Raw genomic sequence first — 23,038 nt, 5'->3', positions numbered from 1 at the left:
AAGCCACATTATGATCCATAATAAATTTATATTATAAAGGATAGGGGTAAAATGAGAGTATTTATAGATACAGAATATTCCAATGAAGAAGATCCTAAGCTGCTTAGTTTGGGGATGATAACAGAAAATGGGGAGAAGCACTTTTACAAACAAATTCATGGTGTTGATAGAAAATATCTTTCTGATTTTTCATTAAACTATGTCCTGCCTAACTTCTCTTCTGAGCACTTCTTATCCAAGGAATGTTTTAAAAATGAGTTGATGGCTTGGTTTGCAAACTTACCGCGCGCAGTAATACTTGCCGCTGATAGTATCATTGATATTAAATTTGTTATTAATATCATTGGACACCCTAATAATTTAAGTCCTATGTGGCTTGATTTAAGAGGTTTAATAGACTCCACTGTTTATCACAACGCAGTATGTAAATATCATAATAATAAACGGCCTTGGCATCATGCTCTATATGATGCAGCTGCACATAGGCAAGGTTGGCTAGCATGGATGGCGGAAAATAAAAAATCAGATAAATACATGCTTAGAAAAATATAATTACCATCTGTTATCTGTAAAAGAACTTCTATATCTAACTTGATAGCTATTTATCAGATAAATCAAACCGTTGTATCAGTAACATTTTAGGGCATGTGCTATGGCTGTTATATCCAATACATTTTGAACAATTTGCTCCTTTCTTTTTACGAAGTACTTCTGAAAATGAATAACATTGATTAAAACCAAATTTAAAATTTACTGATTCACTATATAAATATAAAAAATTTGTTAACTTCTCTTGCCCGATCATGAAAATTTTAATTGCAACATCTAAGTTATTTAAGAAAGCATTATGATCAATATCTTTTATTAATTCATGGTAACATCCATAACTTATGGAGTTTTTATGTCTTTCGTCTTCATACTTACAATGAGAAAATATCTTATTGAACAAATACATTAGACAAGGCATTATATAGTATGGCCGACTTATTTTTTCATTTATTCCGGAGAGAATTATTTCCATCTCATTTTTACCATTAAAAATAAGATGCCTATTTTTAAGATATTGCCTAGAATAAGACTCTAACGTGTTTTTTTCACCTCTATACACTTTTAAAAGGGCTTTTAAACTTTGGGAGCGACGTCTAGCAGATAAATAAGTTAGTGGGGTATCATGCGCAGCACATATATTATCATATAGCCAATTATATTTTAAATATCCAAATCCATTTTCTTTTATTGATTCAGATATACAGCGTTTACAATAAGCAATAGGTATATGACAATTTGGTTTGTTATTCTCTCGGATACCATAAAAAACGCTACGCATCTCATCAATAAAATATGCTGGATTATCACAGACTCCTAAGGCTCGGCTACCAACACCCGAGTTTTGCATCAACATCCATAAATGACCATCATCAAAACGAGTAAATAGCGATGAAAAATCTTTAGTAACATTGGGTTTAACAAGCCAATAGCCATCAATGGAAATAATAGAATTAAATTCGCTAACACCATTGAGAATGAAAACCCTAAATATAAAACTTTGTATAGACTCATCTTTTATAAAATACAATATTATCACCTCTAGATCCATCAATAAGTCGTCACTGCGTTCTTATCCGCCCCATAGATTTAACGGCTAATGGTAATATGTTATTCATCCACTCATTGTCATTGTGATATAGCCAAAAATATGCTGCATTACAAGCTTGCTTTATCTCTTTACGTATTGCTGTAGGATGAGAATCTAAATACGTTACAAGTATATAGCGAGAACGCCGCCGCATTGAGTCCATATGGCACTTTTTACGCCATTTGACCAGCCCCGGCGTACTTGAAATGACCTGTTCAACAGATCCAATGCTAATTCCGAGCATTAAGGCGATACGCTTACGATGAAATCCAGCTAAAGCTAATTGACAAATACGTTGCTGAATACCATATGTCAAAATGCGTGGTTTCAAACAAATGAAAATATCATTCATCTTTGCTAGCCGTTTTAAATAACAACGACTTTTTCCTGTCAGTCGATATATTTCCTCTAGTGGCAGACCATCCTTAAGCAAAACTATACATTTAGCTTCATCTGATTCATTTCGGAAAAGGTGACGTGGAATAGCATTAGTGATGCCATTATTTGAAGCACTAATAAATTCACTGAATGATTCAAATAGCCAGCTTGAAAATAGTAAATGCCTAAAAGGGTGATAACTAGCTCCTTGAGTTAATAACTGTGTTAAGTAACGATAATCCTCACTATTTTTTGGTAACGGAGCATTTATTACACAACGATAATGTTCACAATAAGTAATAAATTCTCTCATCAGCTCTTTTCGACGTACTGAGTTATTTTCTGTAATCAAGTTCAATTTGACCAGTTTCGATCTGTATGCTTTTGATACATTATAGCCAAGATGTTTACAGGTGAGCTTTTCCACTAATTCAGCACTGAATATGGCTACCTTGTATTCTACGGAACTAACCTTAGGGCTGGGGGAATCGGGGGACGGTAAAAGATCTAACAAAATTCTTTGACGACATTCAAGGGTGACCTCTTGCAATAATACCTCGTGCATAAAGCATGCCGTTATTCCGGGGATCTGATGTATGCGGTGCCAATAAGATACCCCTTGTCGGTATAAATCTTCCTTAGCACAAAGCGAACACCATTTGAGATGCAATGTTGACCCCTTCCCAAAAGAAGGGAGCTGACTTTCCCTCAATGCTTTTGCCCCTTCATTAGCTAACATCAATTCCCACAGTTTCTTGGCATGTTCGGGCTCAAAAAACATAAATAACGGTGCTAATGTTTGTTCCCAGAGGATTGTTTCAGGATTTTCGCCAAACACATTCGCCATGTTCTCCAGCCCTGCAGTGAGAAAAGGGTGGATAGACGAACGTTCAGACCCAAAGGTTTTTCTTGTAAATGCAGGAATATTATCACCAGAAACCATTACATGACGAATCAAGCGGCTTAGCAGTAACTCATCGGGCAAACAATCAGGTAAACACATTTCATATTCCCCCAATTTTACATAAACGTATCTAGCGGATCCTCACAATATATCCCGGCTTGCTGAAGTAATTTCAGTGGATTTTCCTCACCTGCAGCTCTTTGAAATACGTCTGGTTCAACAATCCTATGGGAAAGATCCTGCGTTTCGATTAGCGCCAATAAACCTTCAGAAAATTCGGGGTGCTGCGGACGACTGATATCACCAGGTACCGTTTTTGATGTTTTACTTAATTCTGGCGATAAGATCGATTCTGTCGGATTTTCTATGATAGTTTTCTTGCGCTGAGTAGACCTAAGCTTAGCCCTTCGGATTAAAAACATCGAGGGAGCAGATGCTTGACTGGCTATTGTGGCCGCATGTTCAAGTAATGCTGATGTAATTCTTTCATCATTGCTACCAATAATATAGCGCTGTGCTTCTTTGTAGATTCTTACAGCTAAGTCGATATTACCCGCTGATAACTCATACAGAGTACTGCTCAATTGATTGGTTACGGGTGTTACAACGTTTGTCCATTGTAACTGCCATAATTCTTCTACAAATAGCGTCCACATTTCATCATTATCAAGCAACTGCATTTTAAAATAACCTCCATTCTCAGCTCTCCTCGCAGTTCTTAGTGTTTTGCTTAATAAATCATCAAAAGGTGGATTACCACAAAATAATACTGGCACACCTAAATTATTAACTAAATTATGGATAAACCTAAGCAATCTATCTTCACCTCGTGTTTTTCGTGCTGTCATATTCTGCATTTCATCTATGACCAATATGCCAAGAAAACTAGATTTAATCTTAGCCTCAATCTGCCGGAATAACATTGGGATGGTTCGACCCGGCATTGTTGGTTCTAGACCGAGTTTTTCATCCAGCATGGTTAGGATACTCTCACAGAGTTCACGTACGCTACAGTCATATGGGCAATCTGCTTTTAGCCAAATAACCTGTAATAGAGATAAAGGTTGATGTTGGTAATTAGAATGAATAATAACATCAGGGAATTGTCCAAGAACCTGCTCCAGTAACGTTGTTTTCCCCACACCACTTTCGCCGATCAATGTTACTCCACAACCCTTTGGCTTAAAGAAGCCGGTTTTAGGTTCGATATTTGGACGCCCATCTACGGGATAATGGAGATAATTCATTGTGGTGGGCGATAGTGGGTTTTTTGCCGAATATCCTGACTTAAGAGCACTTTCGATAGCCCTAAAACATTTGATGTAATCAGGAAGTGTTTGTCGAAAGTTATCTAACCGGGAAAGGTAATCTACGCGAACTAATGCATTGAGCTTTCGCTCTTCATATGAGCATGTAGGGTAATAAGCCATCCCATCCCATAGCTCTTCATCAGTCTTCTTAAAACCTAAAGCCTCAATAAGTGGATTTCCCCTATGTTCAGGTAAGAGCGCTATTGTATAAACAGCCGGCTCGCATTTCATTTTCGTTTATCTCGCTGCCGCTGTATCAGCGATATTATATTTTCAGGCACGGCTTCAAGAATATTACTCTCTTTATTATTATCAGAAGTAGCTAATATCAATCCTTTTTTAAATGGTATTTGCTCAACTCCTCCTAATGATCTTTCTGTCTTAATGACCTCGTTTCGCCGTTCCGTCATGTTAAGAATACGCTCTGATTTGCGCGATATTTTTGGCAAAATCGACATCTCATTTAATGCATTTTTCTCAATTTTCTTTCTTCTATCATATCGCTCCAATGATTCTGATGTCGGTAGGAAATTTTTATTCGCCAGCATCTTCCAATCTTTAAAATAAGATATATCAGCTATATGTTGGTCTTTTAGATTGTTAGAGCACCTCATAAGTGCACATCGCGTAAATCCCTCGTTTGGCTGAAGTCGAACATAGATAAAGGAAGAGTTATCCTGATCAATGCGTGCCTCAAGCCCCCATCGACCGGATGATCTAGCGATAACTTTCCACCCATCAAATTCATCTCTTTCACACTCATAATACATATCATCATTGAGCCGAATTCCTAATCGCGTCATAGAGACTTTCGCAATAGGAAGAAGCTTTGCACGTATTTCATCCTCATTGGCTACTGTCAATGCATGCCTATGTTTATCAATATGAATATTCCAATAGTTGAACGGAGTTGGGGGAAGATCAGCTTCCATAAGTAGTCGCGTTTGTGATGCTAATCGACTCAGGATTGAGCAATTATGTTCAAGAACTTGATCAATTAATAACTGAGTCACTTCATTAAGCGTATAGATAGCCTCTTGCCTCGGATCCTTATCTCCCCTAATATAATGTCGTCCTCTAGTCGTACCTTTCAGCTCATGAATTAATTCTTCATTTAATATACGAAACCGCCGTTCAACTATCCCTTTTAAATCTGCTCTATATGGTGGTGCAATACTTAAATGTCCGATCAAGGGAACTGCAAGCTCTTCGGGCTTATTGCAAATAAATTCCCCCCTGTCACAAAGAAGTCGTTGAGGAATATGATGGCAAGGCCAATCCTCCTCTTTTATATCAATACCAAACCTTGCACAATATTTTTTCTTCGATGTGAAAGTGTTAACCAATGCTTGGCGACCAGCACGCCATGATGCGTACTCCATTGAAACATGTAATCCCGTTATCATTCTGCTTTCTTTATCAATAACACAATAAAGAGTTGGTCTACCTAGCACATGATTTCGGTTAAAATCAGAAACAATATGTACATCCAAAACGGTAGCATCTAGCTCAAAACAACTCCCGGGTACGAGAGTATGGTCCGTTGCTGCCCCTATAAGACTACGCTTATTACGCTCGAAGTATCCTGTATTATTTTGTTTTCTAATGATTTGGTTTTCAGGAATTAGCTTCTTTATCCAATAACAAAACATTGAATACGAAGGAAGTCTTGCAGGTCGTTTTTCTACCTCCGCATTGCAAATTTCCTCGCGGTAAAATTCTACGAGAATCTGGTCATACACACGCTTCAATGGAACATGGCGGCCTTTTAGACCAAATTTTTTCATGCCTTTTATAAATATATTTTTATCCCATTCTGTCGTATTGATACCAATAGGTACATTAAAGCAGCCTTGGTAAATTCGACCGGGGAATCCTCTTTTTTTTTCACCAGCAACTCTACTTTGACCAACACCACCACTATTTTTGTAGGCAGGAATTAAAGCATTTCTATCTTGGCCAAATCGCCAGTATTGATTCAGAATCCTATAAATATTCTGAACATAAGTACCTTTTTTCTTTGCATAAGTACTCACCAATTTAGAACGCTCAAATAGACTAAACTCCCAAAGAAAATTAGGACTAGATAATAATCCGCTCACTAGCTCATAACGTTGGTCACGTTTCTTACGATAACTATCAGGAATATCTTGATCGGAGACTAATTGATAAAAAGGCAAAGGAAAATAGCTTTCAACACAGTAATTATTCTTTATTGATTCTAGAAAAAATGAAAAGATAATTAAAATAGGTTTTTGTAACTCTTTTGTATTAATTAAAGGGAAAACGATGATGCTGTCTTGTTCTGAATAACACTCCAATACGCGATATCTACCCGGTAATAAACCATCTAGGCCTTCTATTTCCCAAACGCTATTCCGGCTAACTAACATAACGTATCTCCAATGATGAAAGTTTTATATCTTTAATATCAATTATTCCTGAGTCAACAACCATCTTATTTAAGTCGACAACAATTCGCTTAGTTCCAATTAAAATGCGCAAGATCATTAAAGCCTCTTCACGACCGGCCCCCAATTTTTGTATGAACTGGCGACAAAGCTCTTCAGTCAACCATTTCCCTTTTGCCATTAATAATACAGCTTCATCAAGTAAGGAATCAGCTAATAGAACGCCATGCCGCAATGGCCATGTTGCCCATTCGATATTTTGAGATTGTGTACGGTTTTGCTCTGTAGCAACAAACAAATGGAATGGGATTCCCTGTAGCTGCCACCATAATCGTTCTATCTCGAGCTTTTCCGCAGTGCGCTTATCGGATAATTTATTTATTGGCTTAACAGATACAGCATCATAAGATATGAGCCCATCACGTTGGATCGTAAGTACAAAATCCGTCGACATAACGTTATAACTTGAGGTATTTGGTATTTTAGGATGCTCAATACCAAGTGTTTTAGCGATTTTTAGCGAGAGGCCTATCGGAAGGAGGGGGAATTGTTCTCTAATATCAATGACCGAATCACAGAATTCGGCGATGTAGAAAAAACAGGTTTCATGCTCGGAAAGTGTGTGATGTTCTCTATTCGTCTTGATACCTCGAATCTTGGCACTGTTACCGTAAGAGGATACATCCTGAACTCGAAGCCAAGGTTTGTAACTGTTCCCTTCACCCAAGCCATAGCGATTTTTAAGAGCTCGCTGAAAATCAGCCTGCGTTTCTAGCTGCCTTTTTTTGCTCAAGATGCTCACTCCCAGCGTTGGCTACTGAGTGAAGTATAGAACAATGTACAAACTTTATTTATGGCAATGTACGAACTTAATTTTTAGTGTACAAACTTTATTTTTGCTGCACAAGCCGCCAATGCCTGCGCACAGGCCCAAGCTGAGCTCCAGGCCCATTGGAAGTTATAGCCCCCTAACCAGCCGGTGACATCAACAACCTCGCCAATAAAGTATAGCCCCGGTACTTTATGGGCCTCCATCGTCTTGGAGGAGAGTTCTTGAGTATCTACACCGCCAATTGTAACTTCAGCAGTACGATAACCTTCCGTTCCATTAGGCTGCACGCGCCATTGTTGCAAATTGGCCACTAACGCGGCCTGCTGCGGCGCATTTAATTGTTTCAAGGTGACATCCGGCAGCTGATCCAAGGTCTGGAGACATTCTACTAACCGCTTAGGGAGCAACTGAGCTAATGTATTTTTTAAGGTCTGATTGGGGTGTGCTTGCCGCTCATTATTGAGGAAAGTATCTAAGTCAGTGTCAGGAAGTAAGTTAATGCTCACATACTCGCCAGCTTGCCAATAGCTTGAAAGTTGTAAAATGGCCGGGCCAGAAAGGCCACGATGGGTAAATAAAATGCTCTCACGGAAACTGACACCATTCTCTGCCGTCACTACCGCCGGTACTGAAACACCGGAAAGTGTTTGCAAGTGCTCCAACAAAGGCTTATGCAAAGTGAATGGGACCAAAGCCGCGCGCATCGGCAAAACTTTCAAGCCAAACTGTTCTGCCAGTTTATAGCCAAATGGAGAGGCTCCTAATCCCGGCATAGACAGCCCACCTGAAGCCACCACCAGTGAGTGAGCGCTCACTTTCACATCATTAATCTGCAATAAGAAACCGGCATCGTTTTTTTCAACTGACAGAATATCGCTGCGTAGTCGAATCGTAACTTGCCCCAATTCGCACTCTTTCAGCAAAAGCTCGACCACTTGTTGAGCAGAATCATCACAAAACAGTTGCCCCAGTGTTTTCTCATGCCAGGCAATATTGTAGCGATTCATCAAATCAATGAAATCCCATTGGGTGTAGCGCGCCAAAGCAGATTTACAAAAATGAGGGTTTTGTGAGAGATAGGCTGCGGGTTCGACAAACATATTGGTAAAATTACAACGGCCACCGCCGGACATCAGTATCTTGCGCCCTGCTTTTTTACCATTATCAACCAACAATACCCGGCACCCAGCTTGCCCGGCCTGAGCCGCACAAAATAAGCCCGCAGCACCTGCGCCTATCACTACCACATCAAACTGTTCCACACTGGGCCTCACTGAGTAAAATCATCATCACTGCAAAATTGTTCGCTTTATCGCCAATACGCATACTGTTTATTCATTCAACTGATAAATTAGCGGCGGGAGATTGTAAGTCGCCCGCTGACAGGAAGCTATAGTAAGAAAATGTCTCATACGGTAAAACTAAGTAACCTGCTGATATAACATGCATATGTTGCTCAAAAAGACGAATTCATATGCGGTCATGTCAAAAAAAGGTCATATTTTCCTTTTCCCCACCCCCATTGTCACTGATAATGCGCCGCGTTCATGTCCACAAACTGGCGTAACGCTTATGCTGCATCTTTTCGCTGGCCTGGATTTCCATACCGGCCTAATGTTAGTTCTTGCTTTGTTGTTTGTGCTGTTTTACGAAGCCATCAATGGTTTTCATGACACAGCCAATGCGGTTGCAACCGTAATTTATACCCGCGCCATGCGTTCACAGGTGGCTGTCGTGATGGCAGGGGTATTTAACTTCCTCGGCGTGATGCTGGGCGGTTTGAGCGTGGCTTATGCCATTGTTCACTTATTGCCTACTGATCTGCTGTTAAATGTCAGTTCAGCACATGGGTTGGCGATGGTCTTCTCTATGCTGTTGGCGGCGATCATCTGGAATTTGGGCACGTGGTATTTCGGTATCCCCGCCTCCAGTTCGCACACGCTGATTGGTGCAATCATCGGTATTGGTTTAACCAATGCATTAATGACCAGCACATCTGTTGTTGATGCGCTGAATGTTCCTAAGATGATTCAAATCTTCCTGTCATTAATCTTATCCCCGATTGTGGGTTTGGTTATTGCCGGTTTGATGGTGTTCCTGTTACGTCGTTACTGGAACGGAACCAAAAAGCAGCAACGTATTCACTTGACACCTGCGGAACGTGAAAAGAAAGACGGTAAACGTAAACCGCCATTCTGGACCCGTACAGCACTGATTATATCGGCTATTGGCGTGAGTTTCTCTCACGGCGCTAACGATGGTCAGAAAGGGATCGGCTTGATCATGCTGGTATTAATTGGCGTGGCTCCGGCAGGCTTTATTGTGAATATGAATGCAACCGGTTATGACATTGCCCGCACCCGCGATGCAGTGACTAACCTGCAACAATATTATCAGCAACATGTTGAGGTATTGCCGCATGCCGTCGCACTGAAACCCTTGGTGCCTGAGCCAGATACATTGCCGGGTACACCAGCGCAGTTCCATTGTGACAACTCACGCGCCATGATAGCGATTGACCGCGCACAAACACTGCTGGCCAATTTGCAAAGCTATAGCGACCTAACGGTCGACCAACGTGGCCAGATGCGTCGCTTGTTGATGTGTGTTGCAGAAACCGCAGGAACTGTTGCCAAACTGCCAGAAACCAGTGCTGAAGACCGCCGTTTCCTCAATAATCTGCGTACAGATTTGTTAGAAACTGTGGAATATGCACCCACCTGGATTATCGTTGCCGTCGCTCTGGCCCTGTCTTTGGGTACCATGGTTGGCTGGAGACGTGTGGCAGTGACTATCGGTGAAAAAATCGGTAAGAAAGGCATGACCTACGCACAAGGGGTTTCTGCCCAGATGACTGCAGCGGTCTCCATCGGTATTGCAAGTTATACCGGTATGCCAGTATCGACAACTCAAGTGCTCTCTTCAGCTGTTGCCGGCACCATGTTAGTGGATGGTGGTGGTGTGCAGAGTAAGACGGTGAAGAACATTATGTTGGCGTGGGTATTAACCTTGCCAATCTCTATTCTTCTTTCCGGTGGCTTGTACTGGATAGCGTTGAAGTTTATCTAAATCCAGCGAAACAGTTATACTCGAATTTGGGTAAAGTAAAAGGCGGCCTTTTCAGGTCGCCTTTTTACTTATTTTTATGCCAAAATTTCATACTAATACCACAACATTAAGCCCACTAGACTGACCACGACCAAACCACATAATGCGCTGGTCAGGATAAATTGCCCACGCAACCTATCACAACGACGAATAAACTCCGGATCGTGATGGTCCAGATAACGTTGAGCGAAGATATAGCCGACTAATCTAATCTGCTTACTCGGCTGACCGTGGGAGGTAAAAAATCCACCGCCATCAACATACTGATACAACAACGGGTCGCAACCCCGTAATACCACTAATAAAGCACGCAATGATGAATAATAACGCGCCATATTAATCACACATACCACACACAAAGCCCAAAAAAGCGCGACGGTACTGATCATAATCATCCTCCCAGCGATATTACCCGCATTAGGTCAGTTCCCCTGAGCCTGTGCGCCATCGCTCACTCTAGCTGATACAAACACCCCCAGGGCTTCAAAAGCCACCCCCTATCGTTCGCTTTCTGATTGTGGCTCGATGCATTATTCCCTCGACACACTATCCGAACGTGTTGGACTCCCTTTATGAGTGTAGGAAATGAAATGAAAAATAGCCTGATAATCTCTAAATTAAGCCTATTTTGGCGTTTATTAAGTATCGATTAGTATTAACTTATAACAAACTTTTCTGGTACGAAAATGCTGTTATCCCCTCCTAAAGCTGGCTAAATATTAAACTTTCTTAACTAAATTACATTAATTCAATCGCCATTTCTTATAGGTTATGTTTGCGCAGAAAATATGGAATTACGTCAATCACAATGTCTAATCCGCGCTATACTTAGGGTAATGAACTGCTTTAAATTCAATCAATATGACCTTATATTAGGGCAATGCGCGGTAGAGATTGATGGGACATTGGTGTAAAAAGACATACGCTAATTTTAGTGATCATCATCAAAACAGTGTGTTGTGATCCGTGAAACACTTCAGTTAGGGGTCATAATGGTACTATGTCGATATCGCGTTAGCACCCGTTCAACGGTTGAATGTTTGCTTACCCATTAATTAACATTATGGAAGGAGTTTACTTATGGCTTACAAACACATTCTGATTGCGGTTGACCTATCTCCGGAAAGTAAGGTGTTGGTGGAAAAAGCGGTCTCTATGGCCAAGCCGTACAATGCCAAAGTTTCCCTGATCCATGTTGATGTTAACTATTCAGACCTTTATACCGGCCTGATCGACGTTAATCTTGGCGATATGCAGAAACGCATTTCTGAAGAAACACACAATGCATTGACCGAACTTTCTCAAAATGCCGGTTATCCCATTGAACAAACACTGAGTGGCAGTGGTGATTTGGGTCAGGTCTTGGTTGATGCCATTAAGAAATACGATATGGACTTGGTATTATGCGGCCATCATCAGGATTTCTGGAGCAAGTTGATGTCTTCAGCACGCCAGTTGATCAATACCGTTCATGTCGATATGCTCATCGTACCACTGCGCGATGATGAGAATGGTGAAGACGATTAAGCTGCTGAGTCTCATTAGCTTAGCATCAATCACCTTTGACGCCCGCCTTTAGCGGGCGTTTTTTATGCTGAATCCCATACCCACCCTATATCTCCACACATTAATAACCCTACTAAGTTTTTGTCAAAATCCCTTGCGGCATGAATATAAACCAGTGATATAGTCGAAGATGCACAACATCGTCTCCTCACTATTTTGGATAATAATAATAGACCGCAAAAAATCTGTTAGGAGAGTCTCAATGGGTACAAGGAATTATTAGTGATGAATTGTTTAAACTCTCTGGAGTCATTTTTAGAATCTTTACAACAACGTGATGCCAACCAACCAGAATATCTCCAAGCTGTACGTGAAGTTTTCACCTCACTTTGGCCCTTTCTGGAGCAAAATCCTCACTACCGTGAACAAGGCTTATTGGAACGTTTAGTCGAGCCAGAGCGAGTCATTCAGTTCCGTGTTGCCTGGACTGACGACCAAGGTAAAGTTCAGGTTAACCGCGCATGGCGTGTTCAGTTTAGCTCAGCGATTGGCCCTTATAAGGGCGGGATGCGCTTCCACCCGTCAGTAAACTTATCCATTCTTAAGTTTCTGGGTTTTGAACAGACCTTTAAAAATGCCCTAACAACACTGCCAATGGGTGGCGGTAAAGGCGGTTCTGATTTTAATCCGAAAGGGAAAAGTCAGGCGGAAGTTATGCGTTTTTGTCAGGCATTGATGACCGAGCTTTATCGTCATCTCGGCCCGGATACTGATGTTCCTGCGGGTGACATTGGTGTTGGCGGCCGCGAAGTTGCCTTTATGTCCGGCATGATGAAGAAACTGTCCAATAACACCGCCTGTGTTTTCACCGGCAAAGGGCTTTCTTTCGGCGGCAGCCTTATTCGCCCGGAAGCCACGGGTTACGGCTTAGTTTATTTCACCGACGCCATGCTCAAGCGCCACGGTTTAGGTTTTGAAGGTAGAAGAGTCTCTGTTTCTGGCGCAGGTAACGTGGCTCAATACACTATTGAAAAAGCTATGGAACTGGGCGCTCGAGTCATTACCGCCTCTGACTCCTGTGGCACTGTGGTTGATGAAGAAGGCTTTACGCCGGAGAAATTGGCCCATTTGGCTGAGATTAAAAACAAGCGTTACGGCAGCATCGAAGATTATGCCCGTGAACGTAATCTGGTCTATTTAGCGGGCCAACAGCCGTGGAGTGTCCCGGTTGATATCGCCTTACCTTGTGCAACACAGAACGAGCTGGATTTACCTGCCGCCCGTCAGTTGATTGCCAATGGGGTAAAAGCCGTTGCTGAAGGCGCTAATATGCCGACCACCATTCAGGCAACTGATGCTTTCCTTGATGCTGGCGTTCTGTTTGCGCCGGGTAAAGCAGCCAATGCCGGTGGCGTTGCGACCTCAGGTCTGGAAATGGCACAGAATGCGGCTCGCCTGAGTTGGAAGTCAGAGAAAGTTGACGTCCGTTTGCACCACATCATGCTGGATATTCACCAATCTTGTGTCGAATATGGTGGAGAAGGTAAGCAAACTCACTATGTTCATGGCGCTAATATCGCCGCCTTTGTCAAAGTGGCAGATGCAATGCTGGCCCAAGGTGTGCTGTAAATAATAAAACGCCCATATTCTTTGAGATAAATATTGATAAGGATATGGGATGTTTCTATAAATTATATTCAATAATCGTATTTATATTAGTTAATAAATACATTTTGAAATTTATATTTAAGATTTCGCCCATTTAAAATATATAAAAAATCAGTAATATCTCATCATATCAATAAATATGAAATCATATATTAATCAACAATTATGAAGTGAGATATTCATGGAAGAAATAAAAAACATCTTAAACCAAAGCCCAAGAAATATAAATCCCGCAACAATAACTTACAATGAAAAATGGGAAGTTAAAAATGGCGATAACGTTACCATAGTGAGTTTTTCATTTAATCAGAATATTTCTCAAGAGTATCATTATTATAGACTTAAGAGTGACAACCCGACTTCTGCTTTTAATCAATTGCAAATATCTCAAACAAGAATAGCGATGCAAAGTATCTCAGATGTGGCAAATATAAAATTTATTGAGGTTAACGACACTAACGCGAATATCCCCATTGTCAATGTTCATCCTGAAAAACCTACCCGTGTCGCAGGTTATGCCTATAGCCCTAGTGGAGGAAATCTTAGCCCGGTGTGTATTAATGCTGATACCCCCGAGAATCTTACCCCCACCCAGTCAAACCATGGTGGTCGCGTTATTGTCCATGAAATCTTGCATGCTGTTGGTCTAAAACACACTCATGATACTGTTGGGCTAACACAGCAAGAGAGTGTCATGAGCTATACCTCGGAGTGGAACTCAGGTGGAAACTATGCTGGGTATAACGCATCCACACCACAAATGTACGATATCGCCGCGCTCCAATATCTTTATGGCCCCAATATGAACACCCGAACCGGGAATAATATTTATACCTATTCCCACCATACACCAATACTTTGTATATGGGATGCTGGTGGTATTGATACCCTTGATTTTTCTCATCAAACCCAAGATCAGGTCATTAACCTTGCCGCAGGCAGCTTCTCTCATATCGGGGGACTAAAAGGCAACATCTCCATTGCCTATGGCGTGGTGATAGAAAATGCTATTGGCGGTAGTGGTAATGATCAATTATGGGGTAATAAGGAAATTAATGTCCTGGCGGGTGGGGATGGCGATGATAGTTTATCAGGTGGTAACGGGGCCGATCATCTTTGGGGAGGTAAGGGAAATAATACTTTTATCTACCACCATGTTAAAGATTCTTTAACAACCTCTGCTGACACTATTCATGATTTTAACGCAGGTGACGATAAAATAGATTTATCTCCACTTATATATGGTAATGAAGATATTGCTCTAGTCGACAAATTCAATTTTAGTGGTCAGACAGAAATAATGCAGAAATATGATGAAGTCAGGGACATAACTTATTTAATGGTTGATTTTGATAATAAGGTGCATGAAGCCGACATGATGATCAAGCTCACCGGCAAGCATCAACTTACATTAAATAACTTTATCATCAGCCCGCTGCTCACTGCCTAATAATGAATGTTTAAAATCAAAAGCGACAGCAATAGTTTGCCGCCGCTTTTTTAACACTGGCGTACCCAGCATCAAGTCAGTGACTCGGGTAAGTCAGTGATTCGGGTAAGTGAGTGCCGCTAACACCACTGCGGCGTCAAGGAAGATCGGTATTACCAAAAGTCATTGGCGTTGCAGTAAGGCAGCAAACAAACGCATCCCGATGAGCTGACACAAGTCAGTGATTCGGGTAAGTGAGTGCCGCTAACACCACTGCGCCGTCAAGGAAGATGGGTATATAAATCGAAACGGTGGCTTTTAGTGGTCACTGCGCCCTGCGCAGCAATCCCCGCCAGAGGTTCTGCATAATCCGGGCGCTTAACCACCACGCGTTTGGTCGCCAATGCCCGCGCCGGTGCCAATAGCCCATCGGCATCTTCGTCAGCGCCCACTAGCGATTGGAACACCCGCATTTCCTTTTTAACTAACGCACTTTTTTGCCGGTGCGGATACATTGGATCGAGATAAACCACTTCGGGCCGAGGTTCAATATCCGCCAACGCGGTTAAACTGGACGCATGCAACAATGTTAGCCGCTCGCGTAACCACGGGCCAATCTCGGCATCCTGATAACCACGGCGCAAACCATCATCCAGCAAGGCGGCGACCACCGGATTGCGTTCCAACATTTGCACATGGCAGCCCAGTGCCGCCAATACAAAAGCATCCCGCCCAAGGCCGGCGGTGGCATCCACCACGCGCGGAAGATACCCTTTTTTGATACCAACCGCTTTGGCAACCGCCTCACCGCGCCCGCCACCAAATTTACGGCGATGGGCGAGTGTGCCGTCGACGAAATCAACATAAATTCCGCCGAGTTTCGGCTCATCGCGCTTGCGCAGCTCAAGGCGCTCAGGGGTTAGCACCAGCGCCATAATGGACTGTTCGTCAGACACCAAACCCCAGCGTTCCGCCAGAATAGACAAAGCGCCGGGTTCGGCGCCTGTTTCAGACAATAAACAAATACTTACCTGTGACACATTCTAGCCCTTAATACCGTAATGGCGCAGCATAGCATCCAACTGCGGCTCACGGCCACGGAAGCGCTTGAACAGGGTCATTGGCTCTTCGGAACCGCCACGGGACAGAATATTGTCGAGGAATGACTGCCCAGTTGCCGCATTGAAAATCCCTTCTTCTTCAAAGCGCGAGAAAGCATCTGCCGAGAGCACTTCCGCCCACAAGTAGCTGTAATAACCCGCAGCATAGCCACCGGCAAAGATATGGCTAAAGGCATGTGGGAAGCGGCCCCAAGTTGGCGATGGCACCACCGCCACCTGTTTTTTCACTTCATACAGAACAGGCAAAATCTGCGCGCCGGTCAGCGGATCAAACTCATAATGCATGCGGAAATCAAACAAGCCGAACTCCAGTTGGCGCAGGATAAACAGCGCCGCCTGATAGTTTTTCGCCGCCAGCAGTTTATCCAGCATCTCTTGTGGCAATGGCTCATGAGTTTCGTAATGACCGGAAATAAACGCCAGCGCCTCCGGCTCCCAGCACCAGTTTTCCATAAACTGGCTTGGCAGTTCGACCGCATCCCACGGCACACCATTGATGCCGGAAACACCCGCTGTATCAATCTTGGTCAGCATATGATGTAAACCATGGCCGAACTCATGGAACAAGGTGGTCACTTCATTATGAGTAAACAGCGCCGGTTTGCCGCCGACTGGCCCATTAAAGTTACAGGTCAGATAAGCGACCGGCTTTTGTAATTGGCCATTTGCCAACCGCAGGCTGCCGACACAATCATCCATCCAGGCCCCGCCGCGCTTGTGTTCACGGGCATATAAGTCCAGATAGAAGCTACCGCGCAGTTCACCGCTGGCATCATAAAGTTCGAAGAAACGCACATCTGGATGCCAAGTGTCGACATCATGACGCTCTTTGGCGGTAATGCCGTAAATACGTTTCACCACCTCAAATAGCCCTTCAACCACGCGCTGTTCTGGGAAGTAAGGCCGCAATTGCTCGTCACTGATGGAGAACAAATGCTGTTTTTGTTTTTCGGAATAATAAGTGATATCCCAGGCGGCTAACTCACTGACACCGTAATGTTTTTCAGCAAAAGCACGTAACTGCGCCAGTTCTTCTTCTGCTTGTGGGCGCGCGCGTTTTGCCAAATCATTTAAGAAACCCAGCACTTGCTGTGGATTTTCGGCCATTTTGGTTGCCAGCGATTTATCCGCATAGCTGCTAAAGCCCAACAATTGGGCTAATTCATGGCGCAAGGTCAGAATTTCGGCCATGATTTCGCTGTTATCCCATTTGCCCGCATTCGGCCCCTGATCAGAAGCACGGGTGGCAAAGGCGCGGTACATTTCTTCGCGCAGTTCAGCATTGTCGGCGTAAGTCAGCACCGGCAAGTAGCTCGGCATATCTAGCGTCAGTAACCAGCCATCCTGCTCTTTGGCTTCGGCCATGGCTTTAGCGGCGGCCAATGCACTTTCCGGCAAGCCTTTCAGTTGCTCGACATCAGTAATCAATTTGCTCCAGCCCATGGTGGCATCGAGCACGTTATTGCTGTAAGTCGAGCCCAACTCAGACAAGCGGGCCACGATTTCGCCATAACGTTTTTGTTGTTCTGGTTCCAGACCAATGCCAGATAACTGGAAATCACGCAGCGCGTTTTCTACCGCTTTGCGCTGTGGCGCACTTAAAGCAGCAAACCCCGGCCCTTCTTTCAAGCTGACATAGGCCTGATACAAACCTTTGTGCTGCCCGACCCAAGTGCCGTATTCCGACAGCAGCGGCAAGCTTTGTTCATAAGCCGCGCGCAATTCCGGGCTGTTTTTAACTGAATTTAAATGCCCAACGGGCGACCAAATGCGCGATAAGCGGTCATCGGACTCCGCCAATGGCTGGCACAGATTTTCCCAGGTAAAAGGGCCTGGCTGGGCGACGACCCGCTCCACCGCTTGACGGCATTCATCCAGAGCGGATTTCACCGCCGGCACGATATCTTCAGGGCGAATAGCAGAAAATGGCGGCAGGGAGAACGGGGTCAACAGCGGATTTGTCATAGGGTTGTCCTGATTATTTTTTTGAATATCAGCGCCAGAAGCAGTCCAGCGACGAATAATAAATTATGTATGAATCTATGGATGAACAAATAACATGAGGTCTGCCAGCATGAAAATCAATGGCTGGCGGCTTAACTGCCATGATTATATCCATTGTGTCGAGGGCGGTCGTCACCACAAATTAATGCTTTTCACTTTTTATCCACCAGACAGTTTATACTAGTTGCCATAATGTGTTGGCTGCGGTTTCTGACGGCGATGCTTTGTCGCATCCACCGAGAAAGGCCGTAAGAAACACTGCCGCAATGTGCTAAATATCAATTGGTTAAAATAAAATGCTCAGTTACCGCCATAGTTTTCACGCTGGCAACCATGCCGACGTTCTTAAACATACTGTTCAAAGTCTGATTATTGAGTCTTTGAAAGAAAAAGAAAAACCGTTCCTTTACCTGGATACCCACGCCGGTGCTGGCCGCTATCAATTAAGCGGCGAGCATGCTGAACGCACCGGTGAATACCTGGAGGGTATCGGCCAACTGTGGCAACGCGATGACTTACCCGCTGATTTAGCACCTTATATGAGTGCAATCAATTACTTTAACCGTGGTGAGAAATTGCGTTATTACCCCGGCTCACCGTTGATTGCCCGCCATTTACTGCGTGAATATGACAAAATCCATCTGACTGAGCTGCACCCGAGTGATTACCCGCTGTTGCGCAATGAATTTGCCAAAGATGAGCGCGCTAAAGTCCAGCGAGCTGATGGTTATCAGCAACTTAAATCACAGTTGCCGCCGCAATCACGCCGTGGTTTGATTCTTATCGATCCACCGTATGAAATGAAAACTGATTATCAGGATGTGGTGAAAGGTATTCAGGAGGGTTATAAACGCTTCGCAACGGGCACCTATGCGTTATGGTATCCGGTGGTTTTACGCCAGCAAGTCAAACGGTTATTGCGGGATCTGGAAGCCACGGGCATCCGCCGTATTCTGCAAATTGAATTGGCCGTCCGCCCAGACAGTGATCAACACGGCATGACCGCCTCTGGCATGATTGTGATTAACCCGCCATGGAAGCTGGAACAGCAAATGAATACGCTACTGCCGTGGCTGCACAAAATATTGGTGCCGTCTGGCCATGGCCATACGCTGGTGAAATGGGTCGTGCCGGAATAATTTTTTTCTGAACGAATAGCCTATCAGAGCCATTGATGCACAAAACACTTTCAAACGCTAAACTGTAAGGCAATTTTTTAAACGACTCTCATGGGAAATCCTGATGACCAAACATTACGACTATCTGGCAATTGGCGGTGGCAGTGGCGGGATCGCGTCTATCAACCGGGCAGCCATGTATGGCAAAAAATGCGCGCTAATTGAAGCTAAACAGCTCGGTGGCACCTGTGTAAACGTCGGTTGTGTGCCGAAGAAAGTGATGTGGCATGCAGCCCAAATTGCAGAAGCAATTAAATTGTATGGCCCAGATTACGGATTCGACACCACCGTGAATCATTTCGATTGGAAAACGCTGATTGCCAATCGTACTGCTTACATCGATCGTATCCATCAGTCTTATGACCGTGGTTTAAGTAATAATAAAGTTGATGTTATTCATGGTTTTGCGCGTTTTGTTGATGCGCATACCGTGGAAGTTAACGGTGAGAAGATTACTGCCGATCACATTCTGATCGCCACCGGCGGCCGCCCAAGTCACCCGGATATTCCAGGGGCTGAGTATGGTATCGATTCCGATGGTTTCTTCGAATTAGACGAGATGCCAAAACGGGTTGCTGTGGTGGGTGCCGGTTATATCGCGGTCGAAATCGCGGGCGTTCTCAATGGCTTAGGCACAGAAACGCATTTATTTGTGCGCAAGCACGCGCCACTGCGTACTTTTGATCCGTTGATTGTTGAAACCCTGCTGGAAGTGATGAACACCGAAGGGCCGAAGCTGCATACTGAAGCAGTACCGAAAGCTGTAATTAAAAATGCAGATGGCAGCCTGACACTGCAACTGGAAAACGGCACTGAAGTGACTGTCGACCATCTGATTTGGGCCATTGGCCGTGAACCGGCAACAGATAACCTGAATCTGGCCGCCAGCGGTGTTAAAACCAATGAAAAAGGCTATATCGAGGTTGATAAGTTCCAGAATACTAACGTTAAAGGCATCTACGCCGTCGGCGATAATACCGGTGCCGTTGAGCTAACCCCGGTGGCGGTTGCTGCGGGTCGCCGTTTGTCCGAGCGCCTGTTCAATAACAAGCCGGACGAGCATCTGGATTACAGCAATATTCCGACCGTGGTGTTCAGCCACCCGCCAATCGGGACTATTGGCCTGACTGAGCCGCAAGCGCGTGAGAAGTTTGGCGACGACCAAGTGAAAGTGTACAAATCGTCCTTCACCGCAATGTACAGCGCCGTCACTCAGCACCGCCAGCCATGCCGGATGAAACTGGTGTGCGCAGGGCCGGAAGAGAAGATTGTCGGTATTCATGGTATCGGCTTTGGTATGGATGAAATCCTGCAAGGGTTCGCGGTCGCCGTGAAGATGGGCGCAACCAAGAAAGATTTCGACAACACGGTCGCTATCCACCCGACGGCCGCCGAAGAGTTTGTTACTATGCGCTAAGGTTTATTAAAAAACCTTAAAAGGCTATAAACCGCAGGGTTTGTAGCCTTTTTTATTGTCTTGAATATTATCCTCAAGAATATTTTTTACTTTCGCGCAGGCGTCCGCCATTGGCTCGTGAGGTTGTGATAGACCTCGACTCTGCTATCATCAACAGATTAGCGGCTATTTTATGTCATATTCTTTAGCATAATCATCTGCATAAAGCATGGATTAACATACTCAAGGAGAATTATGCCGAACGCACCGCGAGACAACCCAGCACCGCTGACTGCTGGAATTGAAACGGGTAAAAAAGCAATTTCCTTTATGGCACGGGAAGTTGACCTATGATGAAAATAATTGACCGTGTGAAAGCTTATCCCCCTGTTGCCCATATTATCCGCGCCACAGACCGCTTCAATGACCGGCTGGGCAGCCAGTTTGGCGCTGCTATTACTTATTTTTCATTTTTATCACTGATCCCTATTTTGATGGTCTCTTTTGCCACAGTGGGTTTTGTGCTGGCCTCTAACCCCGACTTATTGGCTGAATTAATTAACAAAATTGTTAATACCATCAGTGACCCAAGTCTGGCGGCCACCCTTAAAAACACGGTGAATACCGCTATTCAGCAACGCACTACTGTCGGGTTAACCGGTTTGGCGATTGCGCTTTATTCCGGTATCAGTTGGATGGGAAATCTGCGCGAAGCCATTCGTGCCCAGTCGCGCGATGTCTGGGAGCGCAATCCACAGGATCAGGAAAAATTCTATTACCGCTATGCCCGTGATTTTATGTCACTCACTGGCTTAGTTATCGCGCTCATTATTACTCTTTCGCTGACCTCTATCGCCGGAGCGGCGCAATCCGCGATTGTTAATGCATTAGGATTAGGGGGGATCGAGTGGTTGCGGCCCGTGATGACACTGATTGCTCTGTCTATCTCTATAGCTGCTAACTATCTGTTATTTTTATGGATATTTTGGATTCTTCCGCGACATAAGCCGAAGAAAAAAGCGCTATTGCGGGGCACCCTGATTGCGGCAATTGGCTTTGAAATCATCAAATTTATCATGACCATGATGCTGCCGCGCCTTGCCAGCTCCCCCTCAGGGGCGGCCTTTGGTTCGGTGATTGGTTTAATGGCCTTTTTCTACTTTTTCGCCCGTCTGACCTTATTTTGCGCCGCCTGGATAGCGACCGCCCGCTATGCCGAAGACGGCACTCTGCCCTCAGAACCGGGCAATAAAAACCCACAATAGCCCTACATTCCGGTTTAAGGTCAACACCCCATAATGATAAATAAGCATTATGGGGTTTGCCCGCCCCACGGATATCTCACTACACTAGTGGCTCATCATGGAAAGTGAAGGGAAGCCAATGTTTCGTTATCTAAAAAAGCCGTGGTTTTTACTGATATTGCTGGTCATTATCCTGCTGGGCATTGGCTATAAATTGCGCTTCAGCAATGCGGATGCGCTGTGGAAGATTGTGAGTCAGCAATGTGTTCCCCATATGGAAACGGCACATAATCCGCAACCTTGTGCAGAGGTTGATACCCTCGCTGGGTTCGTGGTGTACAAAGATATTCACGGGCCATTACAGTATTTGTTGATGCCGACGGCAAAAATCAGCGGCATAGAAAGCCCGCAGTTATTGGCCACCAGCAGCCCCAACTACTTCTTTGATGCCTGGCAAGCTCGCAACTTTATGGCGGATAAATACGGAGCACCCATTGATGATGCGGATATTTCGCTAACTATCAATTCAAAATATGGCCGCAGTCAGGACCATTTACATATTCATATTTCTTGCCTAAAACCAGCAGTCAAAACCGCTTTGGCGGCACAGGAAGCCGATTTTCACCAACAATGGCAGCCCCTACCCGGCGGTTTATTGGGGCATGATTATCTGGTGCGGCGGACGACGGCGGCAGAATTACAGCAATCAGGGGCATTTCGCTTGTTAGCGGATGAAGTGCCGGGCGCGAAAGATGACATGGGCCGCTATGGTCTCGCCATGACGGCATTGCCCGATGGGCAATTTTTATTGCTCGCCAGTAAAGCCCGGCTGATAACGCTACATCGGGCATCGGTGGAGGAGCTGCAAGATCACAGTTGCCAACTGCTGCCCCAACCACCGATACATTAACGC

At 44.2% G+C, this 23,038-nt stretch carries 17 protein-coding genes and 1 pseudogene; 9 read left to right on the top strand and 9 right to left on the bottom strand.

Going from position 1 to position 23,038, the window contains the following annotated elements; genetic code table 11:
- The first annotated feature begins 51 nt into the window (after positions 1-51).
- A complete protein-coding gene (locus tag OP863_RS00600; RefSeq protein ID WP_012414103.1) occupies positions 52-552 on the top strand; it encodes a hypothetical protein in 501 nt (166 codons plus the stop codon).
- Between the two features lie 46 nt (positions 553-598).
- Here OP863_RS00600 and OP863_RS00595 read toward each other — a convergent pair whose 3' ends face one another.
- The 6 genes from OP863_RS00595 to OP863_RS00570 form a co-directional block, all read right to left on the bottom strand.
- Positions 599-1,576: a hypothetical protein gene (locus tag OP863_RS00595; protein ID WP_123767307.1), complete on the bottom strand. Its 978-nt coding sequence runs from the start codon at positions 1,574-1,576 to the stop codon at positions 599-601.
- A 31-nt stretch (positions 1,577-1,607) separates the two neighbouring features.
- A complete protein-coding gene (locus tag OP863_RS00590; RefSeq protein ID WP_012414105.1) occupies positions 1,608-3,017 on the bottom strand; it encodes a TnsD family Tn7-like transposition protein in 1,410 nt (469 codons plus the stop codon).
- Positions 3,018-3,034: 17 nt separating this feature from the next.
- The gene (locus OP863_RS00585) at positions 3,035-4,459 is read right to left on the bottom strand and encodes an ATP-binding protein (protein WP_012414106.1); all 1,425 of its coding nucleotides are present in this window, start codon (positions 4,457-4,459) and stop codon (positions 3,035-3,037) included.
- The gene (locus OP863_RS00580) at positions 4,456-6,621 is read right to left on the bottom strand and encodes a transposase (RefSeq protein ID WP_265525773.1); all 2,166 of its coding nucleotides are present in this window, start codon (positions 6,619-6,621) and stop codon (positions 4,456-4,458) included. Before OP863_RS00580 ends, OP863_RS00585 begins: the two co-directional genes overlap by 4 nt.
- Positions 6,611-7,441 carry a TnsA endonuclease N-terminal domain-containing protein gene (locus OP863_RS00575; RefSeq protein WP_373973606.1) on the bottom strand — a complete coding sequence of 277 codons (831 nt, stop codon included), beginning with the start codon at positions 7,439-7,441 and terminating at the stop codon, positions 6,611-6,613. The genes OP863_RS00580 and OP863_RS00575 overlap by 11 nt, the downstream gene beginning before the upstream one ends.
- Positions 7,442-7,515: 74 nt before the next feature.
- The gene (locus OP863_RS00570; RefSeq protein WP_265525772.1) at positions 7,516-8,733 is read right to left on the bottom strand and encodes an NAD(P)/FAD-dependent oxidoreductase; all 1,218 of its coding nucleotides are present in this window, start codon (positions 8,731-8,733) and stop codon (positions 7,516-7,518) included.
- Positions 8,734-9,043: 310 nt separating this feature from the next.
- Between OP863_RS00570 and pitA the strand changes: the two genes are divergently transcribed.
- Positions 9,044-10,540: an inorganic phosphate transporter PitA gene (gene pitA, locus OP863_RS00565; protein ID WP_038639922.1), complete on the top strand. Its 1,497-nt coding sequence runs from the start codon at positions 9,044-9,046 to the stop codon at positions 10,538-10,540.
- Between the two features lie 92 nt (positions 10,541-10,632).
- On the opposite strand, the gene uspB is transcribed toward pitA, so the two are convergent.
- The gene (uspB, locus tag OP863_RS00560; RefSeq protein ID WP_038639924.1) at positions 10,633-10,968 is read right to left on the bottom strand and encodes a universal stress protein UspB; all 336 of its coding nucleotides are present in this window, start codon (positions 10,966-10,968) and stop codon (positions 10,633-10,635) included.
- 691 nt (positions 10,969-11,659) lie between these two features.
- Here uspB and uspA point away from each other — a divergent pair.
- The 3 genes from uspA to OP863_RS00545 all read left to right on the top strand — a co-directional run bounded on the left by uspA (position 11,660) and on the right by OP863_RS00545 (position 15,203).
- Positions 11,660-12,106: a universal stress protein UspA gene (uspA, locus tag OP863_RS00555; protein ID WP_004874931.1), complete on the top strand. Its 447-nt coding sequence runs from the start codon at positions 11,660-11,662 to the stop codon at positions 12,104-12,106.
- A 264-nt stretch (positions 12,107-12,370) separates the two neighbouring features.
- Entirely contained in the window at positions 12,371-13,714 is a 1,344-nt protein-coding gene (gene gdhA, locus OP863_RS00550) for an NADP-specific glutamate dehydrogenase (RefSeq protein WP_050112098.1), read from the top strand.
- 220 nt (positions 13,715-13,934) lie between these two features.
- On the top strand, positions 13,935-15,203 hold the full coding sequence (locus OP863_RS00545) for a M10 family metallopeptidase (RefSeq protein WP_265525771.1): 1,269 nt from the start codon (positions 13,935-13,937) through the stop codon (positions 15,201-15,203).
- 260 nt (positions 15,204-15,463) lie between these two features.
- Here OP863_RS00545 and rsmJ read toward each other — a convergent pair whose 3' ends face one another.
- Together rsmJ and prlC are read right to left on the bottom strand one after the other, a co-directional pair.
- On the bottom strand, positions 15,464-16,222 hold the full coding sequence (rsmJ, locus tag OP863_RS00540) for a 16S rRNA (guanine(1516)-N(2))-methyltransferase RsmJ (RefSeq protein WP_038637419.1): 759 nt from the start codon (positions 16,220-16,222) through the stop codon (positions 15,464-15,466).
- A gap of 3 nt (positions 16,223-16,225) precedes the next feature.
- The gene (gene prlC, locus OP863_RS00535; protein ID WP_145588621.1) at positions 16,226-18,268 is read right to left on the bottom strand and encodes an oligopeptidase A; all 2,043 of its coding nucleotides are present in this window, start codon (positions 18,266-18,268) and stop codon (positions 16,226-16,228) included.
- Positions 18,269-18,603: 335 nt separating this feature from the next.
- Between prlC and OP863_RS00530 the strand changes: the two genes are divergently transcribed.
- The 4 genes and pseudogenes from OP863_RS00530 to OP863_RS00515 all read left to right on the top strand — a co-directional run bounded on the left by OP863_RS00530 (position 18,604) and on the right by OP863_RS00515 (position 23,035).
- On the top strand, positions 18,604-19,446 hold the full coding sequence (locus OP863_RS00530; RefSeq protein ID WP_038637426.1) for a 23S rRNA (adenine(2030)-N(6))-methyltransferase RlmJ: 843 nt from the start codon (positions 18,604-18,606) through the stop codon (positions 19,444-19,446).
- A 103-nt stretch (positions 19,447-19,549) separates the two neighbouring features.
- Positions 19,550-20,902 (top strand): glutathione-disulfide reductase, encoded by a 1,353-nt coding sequence (gene gorA, locus OP863_RS00525; protein WP_032819114.1) that lies wholly within the window; start codon positions 19,550-19,552, stop codon positions 20,900-20,902.
- A 234-nt stretch (positions 20,903-21,136) separates the two neighbouring features.
- Positions 21,137-22,146, top strand: a pseudogene (yhjD, locus tag OP863_RS00520) (inner membrane protein YhjD).
- 118 nt (positions 22,147-22,264) lie between these two features.
- Positions 22,265-23,035, top strand: a complete 771-nt coding sequence (locus tag OP863_RS00515; protein WP_265525770.1) for a CDP-diacylglycerol diphosphatase — start codon at positions 22,265-22,267, stop codon at positions 23,033-23,035.
- Positions 23,036-23,038 lie beyond the last annotated feature (3 nt).

The organism is Yersinia sp. SCPM-O-B-9106 (C-191), from assembly GCF_026183365.1.
GTDB lineage: Bacteria > Pseudomonadota > Gammaproteobacteria > Enterobacterales > Enterobacteriaceae > Yersinia > Yersinia rochesterensis.
Note: the sequence above shows the minus strand (reverse complement) of the source record. Positions and strands in the feature narration are given on the sequence as shown.

Coding starts and splice junctions, on each gene's coding strand:
- OP863_RS00600 (WP_012414103.1), top strand. CDS start 52: ATGAGAGTATTTATAGATACAGAATATTCCAATGAAGAAGATCCTAAG.
- OP863_RS00590 (WP_012414105.1), bottom strand. CDS start 3,017: ATGTGTTTACCTGATTGTTTGCCCGATGAGTTACTGCTAAGCCGCTTG.
- OP863_RS00585 (WP_012414106.1), bottom strand. CDS start 4,459: ATGAAATGCGAGCCGGCTGTTTATACAATAGCGCTCTTACCTGAACAT.
- OP863_RS00580 (WP_265525773.1), bottom strand. CDS start 6,621: ATGTTAGTTAGCCGGAATAGCGTTTGGGAAATAGAAGGCCTAGATGGT.
- pitA (WP_038639922.1), top strand. CDS start 9,044: ATGCTGCATCTTTTCGCTGGCCTGGATTTCCATACCGGCCTAATGTTA.
- uspB (WP_038639924.1), bottom strand. CDS start 10,968: ATGATCAGTACCGTCGCGCTTTTTTGGGCTTTGTGTGTGGTATGTGTG.
- uspA (WP_004874931.1), top strand. CDS start 11,660: ATGGCTTACAAACACATTCTGATTGCGGTTGACCTATCTCCGGAAAGT.
- gdhA (WP_050112098.1), top strand. CDS start 12,371: ATGAATTGTTTAAACTCTCTGGAGTCATTTTTAGAATCTTTACAACAA.
- OP863_RS00545 (WP_265525771.1), top strand. CDS start 13,935: ATGGAAGAAATAAAAAACATCTTAAACCAAAGCCCAAGAAATATAAAT.
- prlC (WP_145588621.1), bottom strand. CDS start 18,268: ATGACAAATCCGCTGTTGACCCCGTTCTCCCTGCCGCCATTTTCTGCT.
- OP863_RS00530 (WP_038637426.1), top strand. CDS start 18,604: ATGCTCAGTTACCGCCATAGTTTTCACGCTGGCAACCATGCCGACGTT.
- gorA (WP_032819114.1), top strand. CDS start 19,550: ATGACCAAACATTACGACTATCTGGCAATTGGCGGTGGCAGTGGCGGG.
- OP863_RS00515 (WP_265525770.1), top strand. CDS start 22,265: ATGTTTCGTTATCTAAAAAAGCCGTGGTTTTTACTGATATTGCTGGTC.